This window comes from Antrihabitans cavernicola, assembly GCF_008297975.1.
GTDB lineage: Bacteria > Actinomycetota > Actinomycetes > Mycobacteriales > Mycobacteriaceae > Antrihabitans > Antrihabitans cavernicola.
In genome coordinates this window covers 101,789-126,027 of record NZ_VLNY01000003.1, presented here as the reverse complement: position 1 = coordinate 126,027, position 24,239 = coordinate 101,789, and the positions used below count along the sequence as shown (strand labels likewise).

Annotated in this window: 23 protein-coding genes and 1 pseudogene; 2 read left to right on the top strand and 22 right to left on the bottom strand. The window is 65.4% G+C overall.

Features of this window, described 5'->3' with window-relative positions:
- Positions 1-51 precede the first annotated feature (51 nt).
- The 3 genes and pseudogenes from FOY51_RS07775 to dapB form a co-directional block, all read right to left on the bottom strand.
- A pseudogene (locus FOY51_RS07775) lies at positions 52-500 on the bottom strand (flavodoxin family protein).
- Complete coding sequence (locus FOY51_RS07770; RefSeq protein WP_149429652.1) at positions 497-964, bottom strand: hypothetical protein; 468 nt, start codon at positions 962-964, stop codon at positions 497-499. The pseudogene FOY51_RS07775 and the gene FOY51_RS07770 overlap by 4 nt, the downstream one beginning before the upstream one ends.
- Positions 961-1,707 carry a 4-hydroxy-tetrahydrodipicolinate reductase gene (dapB, locus tag FOY51_RS07765; protein WP_149429651.1) on the bottom strand — a complete coding sequence of 249 codons (747 nt, stop codon included), beginning with the start codon at positions 1,705-1,707 and terminating at the stop codon, positions 961-963. Before dapB ends, FOY51_RS07770 begins: the two co-directional genes overlap by 4 nt.
- Before the next feature lie 104 nt (positions 1,708-1,811).
- Here dapB and FOY51_RS07760 point away from each other — a divergent pair, with 104 nt between their 5' ends.
- Positions 1,812-2,306 carry a PPOX class F420-dependent oxidoreductase gene (locus FOY51_RS07760; RefSeq protein ID WP_149429650.1) on the top strand — a complete coding sequence of 165 codons (495 nt, stop codon included), beginning with the start codon at positions 1,812-1,814 and terminating at the stop codon, positions 2,304-2,306.
- A 3-nt stretch (positions 2,307-2,309) separates the two neighbouring features.
- Here the strand turns inward: FOY51_RS07760 and FOY51_RS07755 are convergent, their stop codons facing one another.
- The 7 genes from FOY51_RS07755 to FOY51_RS07725 all read right to left on the bottom strand — a co-directional run bounded on the left by FOY51_RS07755 (position 2,310) and on the right by FOY51_RS07725 (position 10,668).
- Positions 2,310-3,416, bottom strand: coding sequence for an alcohol dehydrogenase catalytic domain-containing protein (locus FOY51_RS07755; protein ID WP_149429649.1), 1,107 nt, complete (start codon positions 3,414-3,416; stop codon positions 2,310-2,312).
- A gap of 96 nt (positions 3,417-3,512) precedes the next feature.
- Entirely contained in the window at positions 3,513-4,799 is a 1,287-nt protein-coding gene (locus FOY51_RS07750; protein ID WP_149430023.1) for a M16 family metallopeptidase, read from the bottom strand.
- 70 nt (positions 4,800-4,869) lie between these two features.
- Entirely contained in the window at positions 4,870-7,188 is a 2,319-nt protein-coding gene (locus FOY51_RS07745) for a polyribonucleotide nucleotidyltransferase (protein ID WP_149429648.1), read from the bottom strand.
- A 314-nt stretch (positions 7,189-7,502) separates the two neighbouring features.
- Complete coding sequence (gene rpsO / locus FOY51_RS07740) at positions 7,503-7,772, bottom strand: 30S ribosomal protein S15 (RefSeq protein ID WP_149429647.1); 270 nt, start codon at positions 7,770-7,772, stop codon at positions 7,503-7,505.
- A 138-nt stretch (positions 7,773-7,910) separates the two neighbouring features.
- Positions 7,911-8,876 (bottom strand): bifunctional riboflavin kinase/FAD synthetase, encoded by a 966-nt coding sequence (locus tag FOY51_RS07735; RefSeq protein WP_187776236.1) that lies wholly within the window; start codon positions 8,874-8,876, stop codon positions 7,911-7,913.
- A gap of 50 nt (positions 8,877-8,926) precedes the next feature.
- On the bottom strand, positions 8,927-10,189 hold the full coding sequence (locus FOY51_RS07730) for a family 1 glycosylhydrolase (RefSeq protein ID WP_149430022.1): 1,263 nt from the start codon (positions 10,187-10,189) through the stop codon (positions 8,927-8,929).
- A gap of 35 nt (positions 10,190-10,224) precedes the next feature.
- Positions 10,225-10,668, bottom strand: a complete 444-nt coding sequence (locus tag FOY51_RS07725) for a PAS domain S-box protein (RefSeq protein ID WP_187776235.1) — start codon at positions 10,666-10,668, stop codon at positions 10,225-10,227.
- 154 nt (positions 10,669-10,822) lie between these two features.
- Between FOY51_RS07725 and FOY51_RS07720 the strand changes: the two genes are divergently transcribed.
- Entirely contained in the window at positions 10,823-11,542 is a 720-nt protein-coding gene (locus FOY51_RS07720; RefSeq protein WP_149429644.1) for a metal-dependent transcriptional regulator, read from the top strand.
- A gap of 12 nt (positions 11,543-11,554) precedes the next feature.
- On the opposite strand, the gene FOY51_RS07715 is transcribed toward FOY51_RS07720, so the two are convergent.
- From FOY51_RS07715 to rimP, 12 genes are all read right to left on the bottom strand, one after another.
- Complete coding sequence (locus FOY51_RS07715; protein WP_149429643.1) at positions 11,555-13,345, bottom strand: hypothetical protein; 1,791 nt, start codon at positions 13,343-13,345, stop codon at positions 11,555-11,557.
- Positions 13,342-14,259: a tRNA pseudouridine(55) synthase TruB gene (gene truB, locus FOY51_RS07710; RefSeq protein ID WP_149429642.1), complete on the bottom strand. Its 918-nt coding sequence runs from the start codon at positions 14,257-14,259 to the stop codon at positions 13,342-13,344. Before truB ends, FOY51_RS07715 begins: the two co-directional genes overlap by 4 nt.
- Complete coding sequence (locus FOY51_RS07705; RefSeq protein ID WP_149429641.1) at positions 14,260-14,916, bottom strand: 4'-phosphopantetheinyl transferase family protein; 657 nt, start codon at positions 14,914-14,916, stop codon at positions 14,260-14,262. It lies immediately after the preceding gene.
- Positions 14,913-15,824, bottom strand: coding sequence for a metallophosphoesterase family protein (locus FOY51_RS27525; RefSeq protein WP_235916223.1), 912 nt, complete (start codon positions 15,822-15,824; stop codon positions 14,913-14,915). The genes FOY51_RS07705 and FOY51_RS27525 overlap by 4 nt, the downstream gene beginning before the upstream one ends.
- Before the next feature lie 41 nt (positions 15,825-15,865).
- A complete protein-coding gene (locus tag FOY51_RS07695; RefSeq protein WP_149429639.1) occupies positions 15,866-17,203 on the bottom strand; it encodes an MATE family efflux transporter in 1,338 nt (445 codons plus the stop codon).
- Positions 17,204-17,233: 30 nt separating this feature from the next.
- Positions 17,234-18,241: a DHH family phosphoesterase gene (locus FOY51_RS07690; RefSeq protein ID WP_149429638.1), complete on the bottom strand. Its 1,008-nt coding sequence runs from the start codon at positions 18,239-18,241 to the stop codon at positions 17,234-17,236.
- A gap of 12 nt (positions 18,242-18,253) precedes the next feature.
- Positions 18,254-18,727, bottom strand: a complete 474-nt coding sequence (gene rbfA / locus FOY51_RS07685; RefSeq protein WP_149429637.1) for a 30S ribosome-binding factor RbfA — start codon at positions 18,725-18,727, stop codon at positions 18,254-18,256.
- Positions 18,728-18,745: 18 nt separating this feature from the next.
- Positions 18,746-19,036 carry a DUF503 domain-containing protein gene (locus FOY51_RS07680; RefSeq protein WP_149429636.1) on the bottom strand — a complete coding sequence of 97 codons (291 nt, stop codon included), beginning with the start codon at positions 19,034-19,036 and terminating at the stop codon, positions 18,746-18,748.
- 89 nt (positions 19,037-19,125) lie between these two features.
- Positions 19,126-21,978 carry a translation initiation factor IF-2 gene (gene infB / locus FOY51_RS07675; RefSeq protein ID WP_149429635.1) on the bottom strand — a complete coding sequence of 951 codons (2,853 nt, stop codon included), beginning with the start codon at positions 21,976-21,978 and terminating at the stop codon, positions 19,126-19,128.
- 165 nt (positions 21,979-22,143) lie between these two features.
- On the bottom strand, positions 22,144-22,500 hold the full coding sequence (locus tag FOY51_RS07670) for a YlxR family protein (RefSeq protein ID WP_149429634.1): 357 nt from the start codon (positions 22,498-22,500) through the stop codon (positions 22,144-22,146).
- Between the two features lie 45 nt (positions 22,501-22,545).
- Positions 22,546-23,574, bottom strand: a complete 1,029-nt coding sequence (gene nusA / locus FOY51_RS07665; RefSeq protein WP_149429633.1) for a transcription termination factor NusA — start codon at positions 23,572-23,574, stop codon at positions 22,546-22,548.
- Positions 23,571-24,158 carry a ribosome maturation factor RimP gene (gene rimP, locus FOY51_RS07660; RefSeq protein WP_149429632.1) on the bottom strand — a complete coding sequence of 196 codons (588 nt, stop codon included), beginning with the start codon at positions 24,156-24,158 and terminating at the stop codon, positions 23,571-23,573. The genes nusA and rimP overlap by 4 nt, the downstream gene beginning before the upstream one ends.
- Positions 24,159-24,239: the final 81 nt, after the last annotated feature.

Here is a 24,239-nt window from a genome sequence, read left to right as displayed (position 1 = left end):
CAGTGTGGCATCGCCCACAGACAGACGTAAGAAATAGGGGCAGACCGGCGCTTACTCGCCGGCGACTGTCACGGCCACCGTGGCACCGAGTTCGTAGAGTCGTTCGCGGTATCGATGGGTCCGGTGATCTCGACCGTTGCTGCAGCTTGCTGCAAAGCCAGGCCGGTGACGATCTTGTCCACCGATCGGACCGCTCCCGCGGTGTCGTTGTTCCCGTGCACCCACAGGCCGTATGGCCGTCCTGCCACCTCGTCGAGGCATGGGTAGTAGACGGTGTCGAAGAAATGCTTCAACGCCCCCGACATGTAGCCGAAGTTCGCGGAGGTGCCGAACAGATAGCCGTCGGCGGCAAGGAAATCGGCGGCGGTCGCAGACAATGCGGGAACGTGCCGTACCTCGACCCCCGTGATGTCAGGATCGTGCGCGCCCTTCAACACGGCCTCGAGCAGCTCCCGCGTCGCAGGCGACGAGGTGTGATGAACAACCAGAAGGGTGCTCATTTCGCTTGTTCGCGCTGCTCCAAAGCGACTGCGCGGCGCATGGTTTCGCGGGCGCGGCCGCGGTCACCGGCGTAGTCGTAGGCGCGAGCGAGGCGGTACGAGTTTCGCCAGTTGTCCGGGTCGGCTTCCCATTCACCTTTGATCTGCGCGAACAAGGCGTCGGCCGCGTCGCGGTCGATGCGACCGGACGGCCTGCGGGGTAGGTCCGTGACGTCGAGTTCCAGGCCTTCGTCGTGGATCCGGCGGGCGAGATGTTGGTGCTGCAAACCCGCGCGAAGTGTGGCGATCACCATCCACAAGCCGAGGAACGGCAGAATCATCACACCGATTCCCAGGCCGACCGAGGCGACCCGGCCATCCTGGATCAGCTCGATTCCGCGCTGGCCGAGCAGCACGAAATAGAAGCACAGCGCCAGCGTGATGACGATGACGAGTGCGAGCGTCCGGGTCGCGGGATTCTTCACAGGTCCAGGAAGGGGTCGAGCCCGACGGTCAGTCCGGGACGCCCGGCGATCTCGCGGACACCCAGCAGCACGCCGGGCGTGAAGGAGGTGCGGTCGATCGAGTCGTGCCGAATGGTGAGCGTCTCGCCCTGCGTGCCGAGAAGTACCTCCTGGTGGGCGACCAGACCGGCGAGCCGGATGGAGTGCACCCGCACGCCGTCGACATCGGATCCGCGAGCACCCTCGAGTTCGGTGGACGTGGCGTCCGGGCTCTTTCCGACACCGGCGGCCGCCCGCGCGTCGGCGATCAGGCGAGCGGTCCGGTAAGCGGTGCCCGACGGCGCATCGGCCTTGTTGGGGTGATGCAGTTCGATCACCTCGACGGAATCGAAGAACCGAGCGGCCTGCTCGGCGAAGCGCATGGTCAGGACGGCGCCGATAGCGAAGTTGGGGGCGATGAGGACGCCGGTCTCGGGCGACGCGGCGAGCCATTCGCGAACCTCCGCGATTCTGCCGTCGTCGAATCCCGTGGTGCCGACCACTGCGTGAATACCGTTCGCCAACAGGAACTTCAGGTTGTTCATCACCACATCGGGATGGGTGAAGTCGACCACGACCTGCGTCTTCGATTCGACGAACGATTCGATCGGATCGCCCTGGTCGACGGTTGCGGACAGCTCGAGGTCGTCGGCAGCTTCCACCGCCGCGCACACCGCCTGGCCCACCTTGCCGTTGGCACCGAGTACGCCGACTCGAATAGTCACATATCCTCCATTTGTCACGGCTGTCAGCAGTTCAGCCTACGCATCGCGCACCTGCAGGGCCCTCGGACCTACCCTCGAAGCACGGCGAACGAATCGGAGCACTCATGGCTCGAGGACAGCAACTGATCACCAGGGTGACCGCCGTCCAATACCGATTGCTGGACACGCTGCGCGACAAGCGAGCATTCGACGTAGCAGCGCAAACGCCGACAGGTATCGACTTCGACGGCTTCCTCAGAACCCGACAGGTCGTCCTGGTCACCTACAAGCGTTCCGGGGAAGCCGTGCCGAGCCCGATCAATCACGGAGTTGCCGACGGCAAGTTGTACGTGCGAACCGATGGGAACTCGTTCAAAGTGAAGCGGCTGCGCAACAACCCGCACGCCGTCCTGGTGCCCTCCGGCTTCCGGGGAAAGCCCATGGGACCGTCGGTGCGTGCGATCGGGCGCATCCTGCCGGAATCGGAATGCCAGACCGCGGACGACATCGTCGCCGCCAACTGGAGTCTGGGGATGCGGCTCTTCGAACGCAGCCTCGAGAAGACGGCGTCGCGGTTCGACATTCCGCAGGCGTGGATCGAGTTCACGCCCGAACGCTGAGCCTTACTCGAACACGATCACCTGACGGATCGCATGCCCGTCAGCGAGTTCGTCCATGCCCTCGTTGATCTGATCGAGGGTGATACGCGAGCTGATCAGCTTCTCGACCGGCAACTTTCCGTCACGCCACAGTTGCGCGTACTTCGGAATATCGCGCGCCGGGACGGCCGAGCCGAGGTAGCTGCCGATGATGGCGCGGGCTTGCGCCACCAGACCGAGCGGGGAAATGGACGACACCGCATCGGGCGCGGGTAATCCGACTGTCACGGTGGTACCGCCGGGAGCTGTTGCGGCAACTGCGGTTTCGAAGGCGCGGGCGTTGCCTGCCGCTTCGATGACCAGATCGGCTGTGATGCCACGCTCCACCAACTCTGCCGGCGAGTAGACCTGGGTGGCACCGAGTTCGGTCGCCGTCGCCAACTTCTCGGCAACACCGTCGACACCGATCACCTCGCCCAGCCCGAGCGACACCGCCGTCAATACGGCGGCCATGCCCACGCCTCCGAGGCCGACCACCATGATCGAGTCGCCCTGGGACGGCTTGCCCGCGTTGAGGATTGCGCCACCCCCGGTGAGTACTGCGCAACCGAGGACTGCGGCGATGTCAGCGGGAACGTCGTCGTCGACCGGTACGACGGACTTGCGATCGACCACCGCGTGCGTCGCGAAACCGGAAACACCGAGGTGGTGATGCACGTCGACGCCGTCGCGATGCAGCTTGCGGCTGCCTCCGAGCAGCGTCCCCGCATTGTTGGTGCCGCTGCCCGTCACGCACGGCATCCGTCCGTCGGTGGCACAGCCGTCGCAGTCGCCGCACCGTGGCAGGAACGTCATCACGACGCGTCCACCGACACGCACGTCGTCGACACCCGCACCGATCTGCTCGATCAGTCCGGCCGCCTCATGGCCGAGCAGCATCGGAACCGGACGGACCCGATTACCGTCCACCACAGACAGATCCGAATGGCACAGGCCCGCTGCCTCGATGCGAATCAGCAGTTCGCCGGGACCGGGATCGTCGAGTTCGAGCTCCGAAATCGTGATCGGCGTCGACATGGCAAACGGCCGCGACCGTCCGATCTCCTCCAGTACTGCACCGCGAATCAGCATGCCAGCCACCCTACTTCCGCGGTGATCACGAGCAAATGGTGGCGATCCGCGCTCGGATTGCGACCCTTTGCTCGTGATCACCGCAAAAGGGGCGGCTCAGCTGACGAGATTCCGCACAGCGGCGGGGAGATCTTTCGTGCGCTTGTACGGCCCGACGACGGCAGCGCCGAAGGGGCGGGCAAGCAGCTCGGCGGCTACTTCGCGCACCTGCTCGGTGGTGACGGCGTCGATGCGCGTCAGGGTTTCCGAGATGCTGCGATGGTTGCCGTAGTTCAGCTCACTGCGCCCGATCCGGTTCATCCGCGAACCCGAATCCTCCAGTCCCAACACCAATCCCCCGCGCAACGAACCCTTGGCCCGGGCACATTCGGCATCAGTGATCCCTGTCGACGCGACCTCGGCGAGCACATCGCGAGACAACGTTGCCACCTCGGCAAGATTCTCCGGCTGGCACGCGGCGTAGACGGAGAACGCACCAGTGTCGGCGAACGTGTCGACGCTCGAGTACACCGAGTACGCCAGGCCGCGCTCTTCGCGAATCTGTTGGAACAGCCGCGAACTCAGACCACCACCGACGGCGGTGTTGAGCACCGAGAGCGGCCACCGATGCTTGCCTTCGTGCCGCCCGAATGCGCGGACACCCAACGATATGTGGACCTGTTCGCTGTCGCGCGTGGTCAGGCTCAAGGTCGGATCGGTGCGGAGCCGAATCGTGCCTTCGCGACGGGGTGCAGGCTCGACACCCTTTTCCAGTCGACTGCCGAATGCGCGACGCACGATCTCCACCGTGTGCTCGTGCTCGATGTTGCCCGCAACAGCGACCACCATGCGATCAGGCGTGTAGCGCCGGGTGTGGAAGGAACTGAGCTGCGCACGCGTCATCGACTCGATCGAATCGACGGTGCCGATGATGGGTCGACCGATCTGATGGTCGCCGAACATGGCACCGAGAAACGCATCGCCGAGCAGATCTTCAGGATCGTCGTCGCGCATGGAAATCTCTTCCAGCACCACCTGACGCTCCACATCGACGTCGGAGCTGCGGCATTGCCCCCGCAGCACGACATCGGAGACCAGGTCGACGGCCAACGCCAGATCGTCGTCGATCACGTGCGCGTAGAAGCAGGTCTGCTCCTTCGACGTGAACGCATTGAGCTCGCCGCCGACCGAATCCATCACCTCGGCGATGTCGAGGGCACTGCGCGTCGGCGTCGATTTGAACAACAGGTGTTCGAGAAAATGTGCGGCACCCGCCACCGACCGGCCCTCGTCGCGAGAGCCGACGCCGACCCAGACACCCACCGACGCCGATCGGACGCCGGGTACATGCTCGGTGACCACCCGCAATCCACCGGGCAACAGTGTGCGGCGAACGCCGGACAGTTCTCCATGGTTGAGCGAAGGGCCCCCTCGCGCCGACGAACGGCGCGAGGGGGCCCCTGACTCGACTTTCTTACTCAGCCGGGGCCGCCTCAGGGGTGGCCTCGGCGGCAGCTGGAGCTGGAGCTGCCGACTCTGCGTTGTCTTCCTCGACGGGAACCAGCGAGATCTTGCCGCGGTTGTCGATGTCGGCGATCTCGACGCGCAGCTTGGAGCCCACGTTGACCACGTCTTCGACCTTGGCGATCCGCTTGCCGTTGCCCAGCTTGGAAATGTGCACCAGACCGTCGCGGCCCGGGAGCAGCGAGACGAAGGCACCGAAGGCGGTGGTCTTGACGACCGTGCCCAGGAACCGCTCGCCCACCTTGGGCAGCTGCGGGTTGGCGATGGCGTTGATCATGTCGATCGCGGCCTGCGCAGACGGACCATCGGTGGCACCGACGAACACGGTGCCGTCGTCCTCTATGGAGATGTTGGCACCGGTCTGCTCGGTGATCGAGTTGATCATCTTGCCCTTGGGTCCGATGACCTCGCCGATCTTGTCGACGGGCACCTTGATGGCCGTGACGCGCGGGGCGAACGGGCTCATCTCGTCCGGGGTGTCGATGGCCTCGGCCATGACCTCGAGGATCGTGGTGCGGGCGTCGTGAGCCTGCGCGAGCGCGCCGGCCAGAACCTTGGACGGGATGCCGTCGAGCTTTGTGTCCAGCTGCAGCGCCGTGACGAAGTCCTTGGTACCGGCAACCTTGAAGTCCATGTCGCCGAACGCGTCTTCCGCACCGAGGATGTCGGTCAAAGCCACATATCGAGTCTCAGCGGTGCCATCTTCAAGCTCGACCTCATCGGAGACCAGACCCATGGCGATACCGGCAACCGGGGCGCGCAGCGGCACACCGGCGTTGAGCAGCGACAGCGTCGAGGCGCAGACGGAGCCCATCGAGGTGGAACCGTTGGAGCTCAACGCTTCCGAGACCTGACGGATGGCGTACGGGAACTCGTCCTGGCTCGGGAGCACCGGCATCAGGGCGCGCTCGGCGAGAGCACCGTGGCCGATCTCGCGACGCTTCGGCGAGCCGACGCGGCCGGTCTCACCGGTCGAGTACGGCGGGAAGTTGTAGTGATGCATGTAGCGCTTGCTGGTCTCGGGTCCCAGCGAGTCGATCTGCTGCGCCATCTTGACCATGTCCAGAGTGGTGACGCCCATGATCTGGGTCTCGCCCCGCTCGAACAGTGCCGAACCGTGCGCACGCGGGATCACGGCGACCTCGGCCGACAGCGACCGGATGTCGGTGATGCCACGGCCGTCGATGCGGAACTGATCGCGCAGGATGCGCTGGCGAACCAGCTTCTTGGTCAGCGAGCGGAACGCTGCGCCGATCTCCTTCTCGCGGCCTTCGAAATCCGACTCGAGTGCAGAGAGCACCTCGACCTTGACCTCGTCGGTCTTGTCGTCGCGCTCCTGCTTGCCCGCGATGGTCAGCGCCTGCGCCAACTTCTCCGCGCCTGCCTTCTCGACGGCTGCATAGGCGTCGTCCTGGTAGGCCGGGAACACCTTGTAGTCACCGGTCGGCTTGGCAGCCTTCGCGGCCAGCGCCTGCTGCGCCTTGCACAGGCTGGCAATGAACGGCTTGGCAGCTTCCAGGCCCTCGGCGACGATGGCCTCGGTCGGAGCCTGCGCGCCGTCGGCGATCTTGGCGATGACGTCTTCGGTGGCCTCGGCCTCGACCATCATTATGGCGACGTCACCGGTCTCGGTGACGCGACCCGCGACAACCATGTCGAAGACTGCGCCTTCGAGCTGCTCGACGGTCGGGAACGCGACCCACTGGCCGGTCTTGTTCTCGTCAGAAGTGATCAGCGCGACGCGCACACCACCGACGGGACCGGAGAACGGCAGACCCGCGATCTGGGTGGACGCAGACGCGGCGTTGATCGCGACGACGTCGTAGAGGTCCTTGGGGTCCAAGGACAGGACCGTTACGACGACCTGGATCTCGTTGCGGAGACCGTCGACGAACGTCGGGCGCAGCGGCCGGTCGATGAGGCGACAGGTCAGGATCGCGTCGGTGGAGGGGCGGCCCTCACGACGGAAGAACGATCCGGGGATGCGGCCTGCGGCGTACATCCGCTCTTCGACATCGATGGTCAGCGGGAAGAAGTCGAAGTGGTCCTTCGGCTGCTTGCTGGCACTGGTGGCGGACAGCAGCATGGTGTCGTCGTCGAGGTAAGCAACGACCGCGCCTGCGGCCTGCTGGGCGAGACGGCCGGTCTCGAAGCGGATGGTGCGGGTACCGAAGCTGCCGTTGTCGATCACGGCTGCGGATTCGAATACGCCTTCGTCTACCTCTACGGCGCCTGATGTGGGGGAATCTACTGTGTCATTTACAGACATGTGTTTTTCGTCAACCTCTCGTCTTCGCCGTACCCTCGTGCGGGCGCAACGCAGCCCTCCTGGCTGCGCCGAGCGCACCTGGCGCGCGTCCCCTTGGACGCGGCACGTGGAGGCGGTCATCGATCGAAGCTCGCCGGGCTGCTCGAGTATCGAGAATGCCGGGGAGCCACTACCGAAGACCGACGCCACAGATGGCAGGTACATACGGCCTGGTGTTACTACTTCGTCTTCATACGCAAGTAGCCAACGAGGTCAGTGTAGGCACTGCCCCGTTGGCTATTGCGTGGTTCGCAAATCTGTCGGCGCGCCGAATGCTATCGACGCAGACCGAGACGCTCGATCAGCGAGCGGTAACGCTCGATGTCGACCTTCTGGATGTACTTGAGCAGACGACGACGCTTGCCGACGAGGCCGAGGAGGCCACGACGGGTGTGGTGGTCGTGCTTGTGGGTCTTGAGGTGCTCGGTGAGATCGACGATGCGCTTGGTGAGCATCGCGACCTGGGCCTCGGGGGAGCCCGTATCCGTCTCGTGCAATCCGTATTCCGAGAGGATCTGCTTCTTTTCTTCGGTGGTCAAAGCCACAGTGGTGCTCCTGATCAATTAAGTCCGCGCTCGTGGATTGCAGGTATCTCGATTGCTCGAGCCCTTCGGCGGCCGCCGCGAACCGCAGCACACCGATCGACCACGATACCAGCAGGTACGAGTCCCGCCGACCAGCCGTCAGAGGATCGCGCCGAGAACCTCACGTGCCCGATCGGCGTCGCGACCCATTTCGTCGATCAGGTCGTCCACCGATTCGAACTTCTCCATCCCGCGCAGGTGCTCCACGAAGTCGACGGCGACATGTTGCCCGTACAGATCGGCCTCGCCCTCGAGAACGAAGGCTTCGACGGTCCTGGTCCGGCCGGAGAAGGTGGGGTTGGTCCCCACCGAGATGGCCGCTTTCGCCCGTTTACCTGGGCTGACAGTGCCGATCGTCGGCCCAGGGCCTAGCACGGTGAACCAGCCGGCGTAAACGCCGTCGGCGGGAATCGCGGCGTACATCGGTGGAGCGACGTTGGCGGTCGGAAAGCCCAGCGCGCGGCCACGCCCGTCGCCGTGGACAACGACGCCTTCGACCCGATGTGGCCGACCGAGGGCCTCGGCGGCAGCGGTCACGTCACCGGCGTCGACGCACGATCGGATGTAGGTGGACGAGAAGGTGACGGCATGCTCCGCCAACAACTTCACGTCGTCGACGGCGAATCCGAATCGTCGACCGGTCTCGGTGAGCGATTCGATGTTGCCCGCGGCCTTCTTGCCGTAGGTGAAGTTCTCCCCCACCACCACTTCCGCGACGTGCAATCGCTCGACCAAGATCTCGTGTGCGTAGCGGGTGGGCGTGAGCTTCATGAACTCGTGTGTGAACGGCATCACACAGAAGACGTCGATGCCCAGTTCCTCGGCGAGCTCGGCCCGCCGCGTGAGCGTGGTCAGCTGCGCCGGGTGGGTGCCGGGCCGAACCACCTCCATGGGATGTGGATCGAATGTCATCAGCACACTGGCGATACCTCGGGAACGCGCGGATTTGACTGCGCGACTGATCAATTCGACGTGACCGCGGTGTACGCCGTCGAAAACGCCGATCGTGAGAACACATCGACCCCAGTCGGCAGGAACTTCGTCGAGACCTCGCCATCTCTGCACATGTGGCAGCCTACGGAAACCGGCCCCCAGGGTCACCCCCTGGAGGGGCCTCAGCGCGTCGGAATCGTCACCGGCTCGGTACAACTGGTGGGTGGATCGATGATCGAGCAGACACCAGGAGCAACCGTCGGTCGATAGTCGGGCCCGACACCGCCCGCGTCGACGATCTTTCGGTACGCGGGGACGGCATCGGTCGGGCGGCGAGCCAGCGTCGGATCGCGGCGAACATCCACCGTGTACAGCCCGAATCGGGGTGCGTAGCTGCCCCACTCGTAGTTGTCGGTGAGGCTCCAGTAGTTGTAACCGATCAGGTTCATGCCGTCCGCCTTGGCACGTTGCAGCCAGTACACGGTGTCGCGCAGCGCGGTGGCCCTGTCGTATCCGTCCGGGCGGGGCATACCGTTGTCCGTCGGCATCCCGTTCTCGACGACGTAGAGCGGACGGCCAGGGAATTTGCGCGCGTAGAAGCGCAGCGCGTAGTAGATGCCCTCGGGTTGCAGATGCGCGTTCCATTGCGTTCCGACCAGCGGATCCAGCGTCGGCGGGTGATCGAGGGATGCGCCGTAGTAATAGTCGATCCCGATGTAGTCGAGCTTGGCACTCACCTTGTCGACGAATTGCGTGTCGATCGCAGCCTCGGCAGCCGGGATGTACGCGACATTGGTGGTGACCGGCGCCGACGGGTGCGCCGCGTGGATGTAGTCGTAGATGAGGTTGTGCGCCTGCGCCAGGCGATCGAACATCGCCGGGACCTGCGCAGGCGGCAGGCCACCGTGCGAAACCTCTTGGGCCACGTAGGCGGTCGGCTCGTTGATGGTCACCCAGAGCGGGTCGTAGGCGGCGTATCGGTCGACGACGCGACGCATGTTCGTCAGCCAGTCGTCGACCATGGCGGGATTGCCCCAGCCGCCGCGGCCGATCTCCCACGCCGGGTACACCCAGTGATCGAGTGTGATCATCGGCCGCATGCCTGCAGCCCGGATGTGGCGGATCACGTCGTCGTAGAACGCGAACGCCGACTCGTCCCAGGCACCCGGTTGCGGCTGCACCCGCGCCCACTCGATGCCGAGCCGATAGACCTTGATGCCCAGGTTCGCAGCGAGGCCGATGTCGTCGACGTAGCGATGCCGAAAATCGACGGAGTTTCCGTACGGGTCATCCGAGGTGGTTGCGTAGCGCGACCAATTACTCTCCGGCGCATCACCTTCCGACTGAAAGCCAGAAGTGCTGACACCCCAGAGAAAGTTGGCGCCCAACGAGTCGGCGCGAACGGGCGAGCCCGCCGCGCCCGGTGCCAGCGCAACGACGAGCATCACGAACCCGACTGCTACCGCGCAGCCACGGACCGTCACGACAGGCCGCGGTCCGCAATCTGCGGGTACTCCCAGACCACGTCGGTGAAGTCGTCGAAAACGGTCATGATGACTGTCGCCGGACCGCGACGCGCGATGGTCTTGTGCACCCGCGCATGCAGGACTGTGCCGTCTCTACGCACGAGTTTGCGGTACGTGGTGACCGTGTCCACCGTGCCGTCGATCAGTTGCTGCGTCTCGCGCTCCAGATCGTGCCGGCAATCCGGATGCACGATGTCGCTGGGCAGATACCGACGTGCCTCGTTGACCGTGAATCCGAGAAGATCCGCGAACGCGTGGTTGAGCGACACGAACTCGCCCTCGATATTCGTCACTGCGACTGCGAGATCCAGCCGTTCGATCAAGCTCGAATAGATGTCTTCTGTTCCAGGCCGCGTTCCCTCTCCGCTCTGCCCTGGATCTATCCCCGACTGCAACATTGATTCGCCCCCTCCTCGTCGACCCATACCGACCGCGAGATTGGACCCGTTCTGATTTGCAGACTGTAGTCGAGAAACGCGATGTTCGTAGCCTGATCGTTATCTTTGCCCTTGCGAACTGTGCGACGCCCCGTCGTTTGCCTAAGCTCGAAGCGTGGCGAAACGAGACGAGGTCGGCAAGAAGCGCGAGTCGGACGACGCGACCCCCGTTCTCTCGCCGGTCGCTCAGGACTACCTGAAAGTGATCTGGACGGCGCAGGAATGGTCACCGGAGCGCGTGTCCACCAAGTTGGTTGCCGAGCGCATCGGCGTTTCGGCGTCGACGGTGTCCGAGGCGATCCGCAAACTCGCCGATCAGGGCCTTGTGGAGCACGCGCGCTACGGGTCGATCGCATTGACCGATGAAGGCAATGCCGCCGCCCTCGCGATGGTGCGACGCCATCGACTGCTCGAGACGTTTCTCGTCAACGAACTCGGTTACGGGTGGGACGAGGTGCACGACGAGGCCGAAGTGCTCGAGCATGCGGTCTCCGATCTGTTGATGTCCCGCATCGACGCCAAACTCGGCTTTCCGGCGCGCGATCCGCACGGCGATCCGATCCCGTCTGCGGACGGCGCGGTTCCGACTCCTCCGGCTCGTCAACTCAGCGATTTTCACGACGGCGAGGCAGGCACCATCGCGCGGATCTCCGACTTCGATCCGGCGATGTTGCGCTACTTCGACTCGGTCGGAATCGCGCTCGATACCGCGGTCGCGGTTGTCGAGCGCCGCGACTTCGCAGGCACGGTCTCGGTGCGGATCGGGACCGAATCGGCCGATCCTATCGACTTGGGAAATCCTGCGGCGCAGGCGATCTGGCTGGTGTCGGACTAGTCCGCCGAGCCATCAGCGCGGCAGATCAGGCAGCACACCGCCGACAGGTCCTGCGGCAATGCAGACCGACAGACCTGGCGTGATCGGGTAGGCCCGCAATGCATCGCCCGAGCCGATCACCCGGACGTACACCTGGTGCAGGCCCTGCCGCACAGGCACCCGCACGTCCTTGCCGTCAGTCAGCCCGACCACCAGTTCGCCGTCCTTGCTGGCGGCATAGTTGATCTGCGCCGTCCATTCCCAGTCGGCGAGGGGTCCGTCCAGCGGCAACCTCGCCACCGTCGTCCCTTCGACGCGATAGCCACACTGCGGATTCGGACCTTGGGTGATGGCGCGAGTCGGACTCACATCCGCGTCGACCACGTGGCCCTTGTTGTCCATGGATTGCAGCTCGGTCGTCGACGTCGCAAACTGCGGCCGGTCGGGCAAAGGCGAAAAGACCCGGCTGGCAAGGTTGTTGGGGTAGACGAACGGCAACAGCACATCGGTGGGGACCGGCATGTCGAGCATGGGAACATCGGTGTGCTCGGCGAGGGATGCCCGCGCGGTAGCGAGGTAGTCGGTCGTCGGGTTGTCACGCCAGCTGTCGACGAAAGTTCGGGTGGACCACAGACTGCTCACTAGGAACGCAATGACCAACGCCACCACGGCTGATCGATGCAACCGGTGCGGCCTCGCGCGACGATCGGGTGCGCGAACGATCAGCGCCGCTCCGATCGCGATGATCACCGCGCTGTCGGCGACGTAGCGCAAAGTTTGGCCGAGCTCGTAGGAGGTGTCAGGACCGGACCGCGTGAGCACCATCGCCGCCTCGGACGCCAGCACGTACGCCGCCATCGCCACCAAGATCGGAACGATCCGGCGCTTGCGCCGTACCGAGCCGACAACGGCGGCAACCAGTCCCAGCCAGCCCAGCACGATCAACAACACCGACGGATCGGCCCACGGCGGACTCGGTTGCCACCGCTGCCACGCCCACGGTCCCCCGATCAGCGTCGGCAGCAGCCCCCGGGAGATGCCGTGCTCGAGCAGTCCCACCGCCATCGATCTGCTTGCCAGCGTGAACGGTTGGTCGACGACGATCAGGTAGGTGGCCAGCCAGACCGCGCCGACGCACGCCGACCAGATCCACAATTGCCGCGCGGCACGCCACGTTGCGCGAAGCGGTGCCGACTCGCCGTCGACGGAATACACCACCGCAACCACGGCGAACGCGACGAACGGAATCAGCACCGACTTCTCGAAGAACAACAGCGCAACAACGAACGCCGCGATGCCGGACACCCGATGGCGCCGAAGTCCGGTGCGACACAGCAGCAGCGCGTCGCCCGCAACCCAGGCGAGACCGATTTGCAAAGGCAGCGAATTCAGCCCGGCCGCCCACCACGAATACGACGGCAGCGTCAGCGGCGAGAACAAGTAGAACACCAACGGCGCCAACACAATCGGGCGGTTACCCAGTATCAGCCGCAGCAGCCGGAGCACTGCGACCGCCGCAAGTGCTTGCAGCACAACGAGAGTGATGACCGGCAGCGTCCAGTTGTACGGCGAGATCGCTGTCACGATCTTCGCGAGAAGGAACGCGCCAGGCATGAAATGGCCGTCGTGGTCGTACAGCAGCAAGTCGGGCGAGAACGCGGAATAGGTACCGGCGCGTCCGGCCAGAATCAGGTCGTCCCAGTAGAAGTTGCCACTCGCCGCAACCCACACCCGAACGATCAGCGCGAGTGCGACGACGCCGCAGGTGAGCGTTTTGTTGGTCCCTAGACCAACTAAACGCTCACCTGCGCGAAGCGCAGTCATGGCCCCAAGGTCGCCGGGCGGACCACCATCACCGAGCTGGCGCGCTTGCCGCGTTCTTCCACCAATGCGATCGCCCGGCCCGCGGGATCGATGGTTGCGTACACGCCCTTCATGCCGATCGGGTCCAACCACTTGCCTTGGCTCAGTGCGAGCGCTTCTGCATCGTCGATGGTTCTGTGCTCGAATGCGGTCACCGCGGCGGCATCGATGTCGAGACTGACAGCGGGCTTGTCGGCGAGTTCGGCGAGCGTGCGGGCGTGTTCGAGGGTGAACGGGCCGACCCGGGTGCGACGCAACACGGTCAGATGGCCACCCACGCCCAGCGCCGCACCGAGGTCGCGGGCAAGCGCGCGAATGTAGGTACCGGACGTGCATTCGACATCGACATCCAGATCGACCAGCCCACCTTCGACATCGCGACGGGCGAGGACGTCGAACCTGTGCACAGTCACCGGACGCGCGTCGAGCTGCACGTCCTCGCCGTCACGATGCAACTTGTACGCACGCTGACCGTCGACCTTGATCGCGCTCACGCTCGCGGGTACCTGCTCGATATCGCCTGTCAGGGTGACGATCACGGCGGCGATCTGCTCGTCCGTCAGGTTCCTCGCATCGGTTTCGGCGAGCAGCTCCCCCTCGGCGTCGTCGGTGCTCATCGCTTGCCCCAACCGAACGGTCGCCGAGTACGCCTTGGTGGTCAGCGCCAGCAGCCCCAGCATCTTTGTCGCGCGCTCCACCCCCAACACCAATACGCCGGTGGCCATCGGATCGAGGGTGCCCGCGTGCCCGATCTTGCGGGTGTTCAACAACTTTCGACACTTCGACACCACGTCGTGGCTGGTCATGCCGCCGTCCTTGTCGACGATCAGCAGACCCGCGCCCACCAATCCGGACGACGGTTTGCGATGTGGCATCTACTGCACCGCAATCGTTGTCAGGATCAGATCGCCCGACACGATCCAGCGGCCGTCGAACGATGCGAGCGGCGGACCCGAATGCGTCTCGCCCGAGATCAACAGATCGCTGTGGAACGTGCCCTCGGTTCCGCCGGCGCCTGCCTCGAACGTGATGTGTGCGTCTTCGAAACCGAGCCACCGGCCGGTCAGCGGAAACCACGCCTTGTACGTCGCCTCCTTCGCACAGAACAACAGCTTGTCCCAGGCGATGTCGGTACCGGCCTTCTTCAGCCACTTGCGTTCCGCGGGCAGGCTCACCGAATCCAGGACGCCCTCGGGCAACGGTTCATGCGGTTCGGCATCGATACCGATCGACCGCACCTGCAGTGCATACGCCAGCGCCGCACCGCGATAGCCGGTGCAATGCGTCAAACTGCCGACCACACCCTTCGGCCACAACGGCACGTTTCGCTCGCCCCGCAGGATCGGCGCGGGTTCCACACCCAACTTTCCCATCGCCTCGCGGCCGAGGTGGCGCGCGGTGATGAACTCCTTGCGTCGCTTCTCCACCGCTCGCGAGATCAACGCCTCCTCCTGTGGGTGTGGCGCCAATCCAGGCGGGTCGTCGAACAATTCAGCCGACGCCACCCCTGCCGGAAGTATCTGCTCGATCACGCCTGTTGTGCCCTTATCTTCGCGACCTCGGCCTCCATTGCAGGAGTCACCTTGAAATGTCCGCCCCACTTGTTCAACGTTCCGGGCGGATACTCCGGCACCGGAAGAATCTGGCGCAGTAGCTTTTCCGGCAGACCGCGCCGCTGCCATTCGCGTGGGTAGCCGACGGAAACCTCTTCGAAGCGAATGCCGTCGTAGTACGTGGTCCGTGGAATGTGCAGATGGCCGTAGACGGCGCAGATCGCGTTGTAGGTCACGTGCCAATCGGAGGTCAGTTCCGTGCCACACCACAGGGAGAACTCCGGATAGAACAGCACCTCGGTGGGCTGTCGGACCAACGGGAAGTGATTGATGAGCACGGTGGGTATCGACAGGTCCAGCGCGTCGAGTCTGTGTTGTGTGCTCGCCACCCGGTCGCGACACCACGCGTCTCTGCTCGCATAGGGCTCACTCGAGAGCAGGAACTCGTCGGTCGCAACCACGTTCTTGTCGCGGGCGATCGCAAGCCCCTGCGCTTTGGTGGTCGCCCCGGCAGGTAAGAACGTGTAGTCGTAGAGCAAGAACATCGGCACCAGAGTCGCCGGTCCCCCGTCGCCCTCCCACACCGGATACGGATCCTCGGGCGTGAGCACGTCGATGTCGCGACACAGATTCACCAGGTAGTCGTATCGCGATGCGCCGAAGATCTGCACCGGATCCTTTGCGGTGGTCCACAATTCGTGGTTGCCGGGGACCCAGATGACTTTGGCGAAACGGCTGCGCAGCAGGGTCAACGCCCACCGAATGTCGTCGGTCTTCTCGGACACATCGCCGGCAACGATCAGCCAGTCGTCGGGCGAATCCGGATAGATGTCCTCGGTGACAGGCCTGTTTCCGCGATGGCCGACGTGAATGTCGCTGATCGCCATCAGCTTGGGCGCGACCTGATCGTTCACTTCGCTCACAACCTCTACCTTTCCGCATTCCGGATCTGGATGTCCGACCCGGGTACCGCCCATCGTCCCGACGCCGTCCGGGCCGCGACCGCCACCATCCTCAGCACCATGAACGTGGTCAGTCCGGCCCAGATTCCCGCGAGCCCCCAATCGAAGACCAACGACAGCCAGATCAGCGGCAAGAAGCCGACGATCGCCGCACCGAGGGTGGCGGTGCGGAGGAACGCCGCGTCGCCCGCTCCGAGCAAGACTCCGTCGAGCGCGAACGCCACTCCCCCGATCGGAATGATCGCCACGAAGTACCACCAGGCGACGTGCGTCTGGTCGACCACCGCGGCATCGGTGGTGAAAACGCCGGGTACGACGACGTAGCCTGCCGCGAACGCGACCGCCAGCGCGGCGGCGAACACCGTCGACCAGCGCGTGATCTGCCAGGCCAACGACTTTGCGGGATCGATCCGACCGGCCCCCAGTGCGGCACCCACCAACGACTGCGCAGCAATCGCCAACGCATCCAGTGTCAACGACACGAAGTTCCAGAGTTGCAGCACCAGTTGGTGCGCAGCCACCGAGGCGGCACCGAAGCGCGATGCGACGGCCGTAGCCGACAGGAAGCAGGCCTGAAATGCGAGGCTGCGGGCGATCAGGTCGCGGCCGAGGAGTAGTTGGGCGCGCATCACGCCGACTCTTGGACCGAGATCCGCGCGTTCGTGGACCAGTGCCGAGATAAACAACACCGCCGCAACGACCTGCCCACAGACATTGGCGACGGCAGACCCTTCCAGCCCCAGATGCGGCGCACCGAGCAATCCGTGCACCAGCACCGGACATAGCACGGCGGACAGGACGAGGCCGGCCACGACGAACACGAAGGGGCGCACCGTGTTCTGCACCCCCCGCATCCAACCGTTGCCTGCCATCGTCACGAGAATCAGCGGGGCACCGAACAGTCCGATGCGTAGCCAGCTCTGCGCCTGACCGGCGATATCGTGCCCACCGGCGATCACGTCGGTGATCGGCGCGGCCAGGATCTGCATCACCACCACGATGACCGCACCGATGCCCAATGCCAGCCAGCTCGCCTGCACACCCTCGGCCACCGCTGCCCGATAGTCGCCCGCGCCGTGCAGCCGAGCCGAACGCGACGTCGTCCCGTACGACAGGAACGTGAGCTGCGTGCTGACGATCGTGAGGATCAGACCGCCGACGGCCAGGCCTGCCAGCGGCAATGCGCCGAGCCGTCCGACGACCGCGAAATCGAAGAGCAGGTAGATCGGTTCCGCGACCAGCACGCCCAATGCGGGCAGCGCCAAACCCAGTACTCGCCGTGCCGATCCAGCCGATTCACCCAAGAGCAGCACCCTCAGCCAAGAGCATCACCCTCACCCGAGAGCAGCACACAGAGACGCGACCAGATCCTCGATCGGGCCGGATGCCGTATAGCCGGCGGCGAACCGGTGTCCGCCGCCGCCGAGGCCTGTCGCCACGGTCGAGACGTCGACAGCGTTCTTCGATCTCAGCGAGACCGCCCACTCGTGCCGTGTACTCGCTTCCGTCTCCTTGAAGACCGCGGCCACTTCGGCTTCAGTGGCCGTGCGCACGATGTCGATGATGGATTCGATCTCTTCCGAGCCGAGTCCCTCGACATCGGCACGTCGCACCACCGCGTAGACCAAGCCGTCGCCGCCGTGCGCATCGGCGACCAACTGCGCCGAGCCGAGGACGGTCGACAGCATCGGCAGCCACCCGAACGGGTGATTGTCCAGCAGCGTCCGCGCAATCGCGCCACCGTCGATTCCGGTGGCCAGCAAGCGCTCGGCAAGGACGTGCGTGCCGGGGCGAACCCAGCGGAACGAGCCGGTGTCGGTGACCAGGCCCGCGTAGAGGCAATGCGCGATGTCGCGGTCGATCTCGGTGTCCCACAGGTCGAAAATTCGAGCGAGCACAGCAGTGGTCGACTCGGCTTTCACATCGATCACGTTGACGGTGCCGAAGCGAGTGTTGGAGCGATGGTGATCGATCACCAGCACGGTGTCGGCGCCGTCGAGTCGATCCGCGAGCGAGCCCAACCGACCGGTGCTGCCGCAATCCACGGTGACGATCAGATCCACCGCGCGGGCGACCTCGTCGGCGGGCACCAGCAGATCGGTGCCGGGTAGATCGCGCATCGATGCAGGCAGTCGGTCGGGCTCGGCGAACGACACCTGAACCGCAATTCCGCGGCGCTCCAACGCAAGTCCCAGCGCAAGGCCGCTCCCGATCGTGTCCGCATCGGGCTGGACATGGCAGAGTACGGTCACCGACGTCGCCGCCTCGAACGCGTCGACGGCCACCTTCAGCTGGTCGTCGCCGAAGGGTTCGTCGACCGCGCTCGACCCGGTGGCGGTCATGCGACCGCCACGTCAGTCGTCATCGCCGGAGGTCTCCGACTGCAGCTCACCGTCATGGTCTGCAGTCTTGTACGGGTCGGCATCGCCCGCATGTCGAGCTGTGGCGGCGGCCTTTGCAACTTCGTCGTCGGCGGCACGCGCACGCGCGAGCAGTTCCTCCATGTGCCGCGCCGTGTCCGGCACGGTGTCCTGGACGAACGCAAGCGTCGGCGTGAAGCGGACACCCGTCCCGGCGCCCACCTTCGTGCGCAGCACACCCTTGGCTTTCTCCAGACCCGCTGCGGCGCCTTGGAAGTCGGGCTCGGTGTTCAGGTCCTCGCCCATCACGGTGTAATACACCGTCGCGTCGCGCAGATCGCCCGTCACCTTCGCGTCGGTGATCGTCACGAGCCGCAGTCTCGGATCCTTGATCTCGAGCTCGATGGCGGTTGCGACGATGGTCGAGATTCGTTTCGCAAGCTTTTTTGCCCTGGCATGATCGACCACCGCGATCAGCCCCCTTCTCTAGTCTTCGGGTCCGAAGATCCGCCTACGCACCGCGAGCAGCTGCAGTTCCGGTCGCTCCGCAACGTTGCGCTCGCAGGTGTCGAGCACGTCGTTGACGTGGTCGACACCCGCGCTGACGATCCCGACGCCGAGCAGGACTCGACGGTACCGATCGTGGCTACCCGTCTCCGCTGCCGACACTCCGAATCGCTGCAAACCGGCGACGATCGGTCGGACGATCGATCGCTTTTCCTTCAGAGAACGCACATCACCGAGCAGGATGTCCAGCTCGAGCGCGCCGACGTACACCGTGAGATTCCCTTCTGGGGGACCGACGAGTTCGCTCGTGCGTGGTCACCGAGCCTCGACTCGGCAACCACGCACGCGCGTCGCTGCACTCAGTCGCGCGGCTTCTCCCGCAACTCGTATGCCTCGATGACGTCGCCTTCCTTGATGTCGGAATACGTCAACGTCAGACCACACTCGTAGCCCTCGCGAACCTCGGTGGCGTCGTCCTTCTCCCGCTTCAGCGACGAGATGGTGACGGTCTCCGCGACCACGAGGTTGTCACGCAGCAACCGCGCCTTGGCGTTGCGCCGCATGATGCCCGAGGTGACCAAGCAACCGGCGATGGTGCCGACCTTGGACGAACGGAACAGTGCGCGGATTTCCGCGCGGCCCAGTTCGACCTCTTCGTAGACCGGCTTGAGCATGCCCTTGAGCGCGGACTGGATCTCGTCGATCGCCTGGTAGATCACCGAGTAGTACCGGATGTCGACGCCCTCGCGGTTCGCCAGCTCCGTCGCCTTGCCCTCGGCGCGGACGTTGAACCCGATGATGATCGCGTTCGATGCCGACGCCAGGTTGACGTTGGTCTCGGTGACGCCACCGACGCCGCGGTCGATGACGCGCAACTGCACCTCGTCGTCGATCTCGATGCCGAGCAGCGCCTCTTCCAGGGCCTCCACGGTTCCGGAGTTGTCACCCTTGAGGATCAGGTTCAGCTGCGAAGTCTCCTTCAGCGCTGCATCGAGATCGTCCAGGCTGATCCGCTTGCGGCTCTTCGCGGCCAGTGCGTTGCGCTTGCGCGCATTGCGGCGGTCCGCGATCTGGCGGGCGATGCGGTCTTCGTCGACCACAAGCAGGTTGTCACCGGCGCCGGGCACCGACGTGAAGCCGACGACCTGGACGGGCCGCGACGGCAGCGCCTCGGGGACGTCCTCGCCGTGCTCGTCGACCATGCGGCGAACACGTCCGTAGGCGTCGCCCGCGACGATCGAATCGCCGACGCGGAGCGTTCCGCGCTGGATGAGCACGGTCGCCACCGGGCCGCGGCCACGGTCGAGGTGCGCCTCGATGGCAACACCCTGTGCGTCCATGTCCGGGTTGGCCCGTAGATCCAGCGAGGCATCCGCCGTCAACAGCACGGCTTCCAGCAGTGCCTCGATGTTGGTGCCCTGCTTCGCCGAGATGTCGACGAACATGGTGTCGCCGCCGTATTCCTCTGCGACCAAACCGTATTCGGTCAGCTGCTGCCGGATCTTCTCCGGGTTGGCGCCTTCCTTGTCGATCTTGTTCACCGCGACCACGATCGGCACATCGGCCGCCTGGGCGTGGTTGATCGCTTCCACCGTCTGCGGCATGACGCCGTCGTCGGCTGCGACCACCAGGATCGCGAGGTCGGTCGCCTTCGCACCACGGGCACGCATGGCGGTGAACGCCTCGTGACCCGGTGTGTCGATGAAGGTGACGAGTCGCTCGGCGCCTTCGAAGTCGACGGGGACCTGGTAGGCACCGATGTGCTGGGTGATGCCGCCGGCCTCGCCCTCACGGACGTTCGCCTTACGGATCGTGTCCAGCAGTCGGGTCTTACCGTGGTCGACGTGACCCATCACGGTCACCACCGGCGGACGCTGCTCGAGGTCTTCCTCGCCACCCTCGTCCTCGCCGTAGGTGAGGTCGAAGCTGTCGAGCAGCTCGCGGTCCTCGTCCTCCGGGCTGACGACCTGGACCACGTAGTTCATCTCGCCGCCGAGCAGCTCCAGCGTCTCGTCGTTGACCGACTGAGTTGCCGTGACCATCTCGCCGAGGTTGAACAACGCCTGCACCAAAGCAGCCGGGTTCGCATCGATCTTGTCCGCGAAATCGGACAGCGAGGCACCACGGGCGAGACGAATGGTCTCGCCGTTGCCGCGCGGCAGCCGAACGCCGCCGACGGCTGGGGCCTGCATGTTCTCGTACTCGGCCCGTTTCGCCCGCTTCGACTTACGACCACGACGCGGGGCACCACCGGGACGACCGAACGCACCGGCCGCACCACCGCGGGCGCCGGGACGACCGCCGCCACCGGGACGACCTCGGAAGCCACCTGCTGCGGGAGCACCTGCTGCGGGAGCGCCGGGCGCACCGCCGCCGCCGCGGTAGCCACCGCCGCCACCGGCACCGCCGGGACGACCACCGGGTGCGCCGCCGGGACGACCGCCACCGGGCCTACCTGCACCAGGTGCCGGGCGGGCGGAACGGGTCGGCATGGCGCCGGGGTTGGGTCGCGGCGGCATGGCGCCGGGGCTCGGACGCGGGCCACCTGCGCCGGGAGCCGGACGCGGACCGCCCTGGCCTGCGGCGGGACGCGGCCCACCCTGACCTGGCGCGGGACGCGGACCGCCCTGGCCCGGTGCCGGACGCGGGGTTCCCGGACGCGGAGCGCCTGGGGCCGGTCGCGGTGCGGGGCGCTCGACGGGTGCCGACGAGTACGGGTTGTTGCCGACGCGCGGCGCCTTCGGGCCGGGCTTGGGTCCCGGACCGGCCGGTGCCGCAGGTGCTGCGGGCGCCGCACTGGCTGCCGGCGCGACAGGCGCTTCGGCGACGGGTGCGGGCGTGGGTGCAACCGGAGCAGCCGGGGCCGGCGGCGCGACGGGTGCTACCGGCGCCGCAGCGGCGGGTGCTGCCGGGCGAGCCGGTGCGGGCTTGGGGCCCGGACGCGGTGCCGACGACGGCTTGGCGCCGGGCTTTGCTGCCGACTTGGCAGGCGCAGCCGTTGCTGCGCCATTCGATGCCGTGCCGTTCGATGTGGCCGGGGCGGGGCTGGTCGATGCCGAGTAGGACTCCCGGACGCGACGGGCCACGGGTGCCTCGACGGTGGATGATGCCGATTTCACGAACTCGCCTTGCTCTTTGAGCTTCGCGAGTAGTTCCTTGCTGGTGACGCCGAGTTCTTTGGCCAACTCGTGCACGCGGGCCTTGCCTGCCACTGCTCTCCTCACTGAGAGGTCGAGCGTGGCGTCCCCGATAGGGGTGCCCGCAACGACCTCGGGTTATCTCCGACGGACGTTCATCGTTGGTGCTTCACGTTGTGCTCATGAGTGCTCGTGCCTGTTCTTCTCGAAAGTGGTGCTCGGTGGTGGTGCTGCACATCACTACTGATCTTGCTCGCCGTTCCGTCCGGTCACAAGCCCGTTTCGGTCCGGCTCGATCAGCCGTATCAACGCGGTGATGTCCAGATGTCCGGACACTCGAAGCGCTCTGCCGAATGCTCGGCGTCGTTCTGCTTGGTTCAGGCAATCCAACCGAGGATGCAACCACGCACCTCGGCCGGGAAGTCTGCACCGGGGATCGGGCACAACCACGGAGCCTTCGACGTCATTCCCGGTTCCATTGCGTGCGACGACCCTCAACAGATCGACGGTCAGCGCGCGCTCGCGGCATCCGATGCACGTCCTGACCGGGGAACCGGGTGCAGAAGGCACAGAAACCACAGGCTCATGCCGAACCATCGACCACTCTACCGCTGGATGGGTCCGATCTCCGCATCCGTTCCCCTAACCCCGATCCGCTGCGCGCTCGGTGGGGTGATCGGTGACCGGAGCGGCGTCGCTGCGGATGTCGATGCGCCACCCGGTCAGGCGCGCCGCGAGCCGGGCATTCTGGCCTTCCTTGCCGATCGCGAGGGAGAGCTGGAAGTCGGGCACCACTACCCGCGCTGCACGAGCATCGGGATCGACGACCGTCACGGACACCACCTTCGACGGTGACAGCGCGTTGCCGACGAACTTCGCCGGATCCTCGTCGAAGTCGATGATGTCGATCTTCTCCCCCGCCAATTCGCTCATGACGTTGCGAACCCGCGCTCCCATCGGGCCGATGCACGCGCCCTTGGCGTTGAGCCCGGCGACGTTGGAGCGAACGGCAATCTTTGAGCGATGCCCCGACTCACGCGCGACGGCCACGATCTCGACCGACCCGTCGGCGATCTCGGGGACCTCGAGGGCGAAAAGCTTGCGCACCAGATTCGGATGGGTACGCGATAAGGTGATCTGTGGGCCGCGCTGACCGCGCGTGACGCCGACCACGTAGCACTTGATGCGCTCCCCGTGCTCGTACGTTTCACCGGGTACCTGCTCGGCCGGTGGGATCAGGCCATCGGCTCCGTTGGCATCGCTGCCGATCCGCATGACGACGGTGCCGCGAGCATTCGCTCGGGTATCGCGCTGGATGACGCCGCCGACGATCTCGCCCTCGTGGGTGGAGTACTCACCGAACGACTTCTCGTGCTCGGCGTCGCGCAGACGCTGCAGGATGACCTGCCGCGCGGTGGTAGCTGCGATCCGTCCGAAGCCTTCGGGTGTGTCGTCCCATTCGGAGATCGTGTTGCCGTCGGCGTCGACCTCGCGGGCCATCACCCGAACGATCCCGGATTTCCGATCGACGTCGATGCGCGCGTTGGGTTCGTGACCGTCCGTGTGGCGGTACGCGGTGAGCAGTGCGGACTGGATGGTCGCGATGACCGTCTCGATCGAGATGCCTTTGTCGGCTTCGATCGCACGCAGCGCGCCGATGTCGATATTCATTTGTCTTCCCCCTCGGATTCGGTGTCGTCGAGTTCGGTGGCGTCGCGTTCGGTGGTGCGGTCACCGGAGATCGGCCTGCCTTCGGCGACTCCGCCTGCCAGCTCCAGCTCACGTTCGCCGGGTGGCGAGAATTCGACCTGGACGACGGCATCGGTGATGTCGGCGAGTGCTATCGGACGGATCGTCGGATTTGCTTTGCCGCCGACAACGAGGTCGACCGAGTCGTCGGTGACGGCTCCGATCCGACCGTCCACGGCTTCGCCTCCTGCGCTCAGCCGCACCTTCCGGCCACGGGCGCGCCGCCAGTGCCGCTCGTGTGTCAGCGGCCGCTCGACACCGGGAGTGGTGACCTCGAGCGTGTACGGCGTCTCCCCTACTTCGGTGAGATCGTCCAGGGCGACCGAGATGTCGCGGCTCAGGTCGGCGATCGCGTCCAGACTGACGCCTGCATCGGAATCGACCATCACCCGAACGGTGGTGTGCCTGCCAGCGGGAATCACGTTCACGTCCTCGAGGTCGTAACCCCGGCGTGCGACGAGCTCTGCGACGAGCTCGTTCACCCTCTCCTTGGACGGAATCGGCATCTGGGAGGCTCCTGGTTCAGTTGTCGTTGGATCAGTTGTGGCGGCGCACGTTCGAAGATCAAGCCTAACTCGCATTCGGGT

Coding starts and splice junctions, on each gene's coding strand:
- FOY51_RS07760 (WP_149429650.1), top strand. CDS start 1,812: ATGGCTCGAGGACAGCAACTGATCACCAGGGTGACCGCCGTCCAATAC.
- FOY51_RS07755 (WP_149429649.1), bottom strand. CDS start 3,416: ATGCTGATTCGCGGTGCAGTACTGGAGGAGATCGGACGGTCGCGGCCG.
- FOY51_RS07745 (WP_149429648.1), bottom strand. CDS start 7,188: ATGTCTGTAAATGACACAGTAGATTCCCCCACATCAGGCGCCGTAGAG.
- FOY51_RS07730 (WP_149430022.1), bottom strand. CDS start 10,189: ATGCTCGTCGTTGCGCTGGCACCGGGCGCGGCGGGCTCGCCCGTTCGC.
- FOY51_RS07725 (WP_187776235.1), bottom strand. CDS start 10,668: ATGTTGCAGTCGGGGATAGATCCAGGGCAGAGCGGAGAGGGAACGCGG.
- FOY51_RS07715 (WP_149429643.1), bottom strand. CDS start 13,345: ATGACTGCGCTTCGCGCAGGTGAGCGTTTAGTTGGTCTAGGGACCAAC.
- truB (WP_149429642.1), bottom strand. CDS start 14,259: ATGCCACATCGCAAACCGTCGTCCGGATTGGTGGGCGCGGGTCTGCTG.
- FOY51_RS27525 (WP_235916223.1), bottom strand. CDS start 15,824: ATGGCGATCAGCGACATTCACGTCGGCCATCGCGGAAACAGGCCTGTC.
- FOY51_RS07690 (WP_149429638.1), bottom strand. CDS start 18,241: ATGACCGCCACCGGGTCGAGCGCGGTCGACGAACCCTTCGGCGACGAC.
- FOY51_RS07670 (WP_149429634.1), bottom strand. CDS start 22,500: ATGGTTCGGCATGAGCCTGTGGTTTCTGTGCCTTCTGCACCCGGTTCC.
- nusA (WP_149429633.1), bottom strand. CDS start 23,574: ATGAATATCGACATCGGCGCGCTGCGTGCGATCGAAGCCGACAAAGGC.
- rimP (WP_149429632.1), bottom strand. CDS start 24,158: ATGCCGATTCCGTCCAAGGAGAGGGTGAACGAGCTCGTCGCAGAGCTC.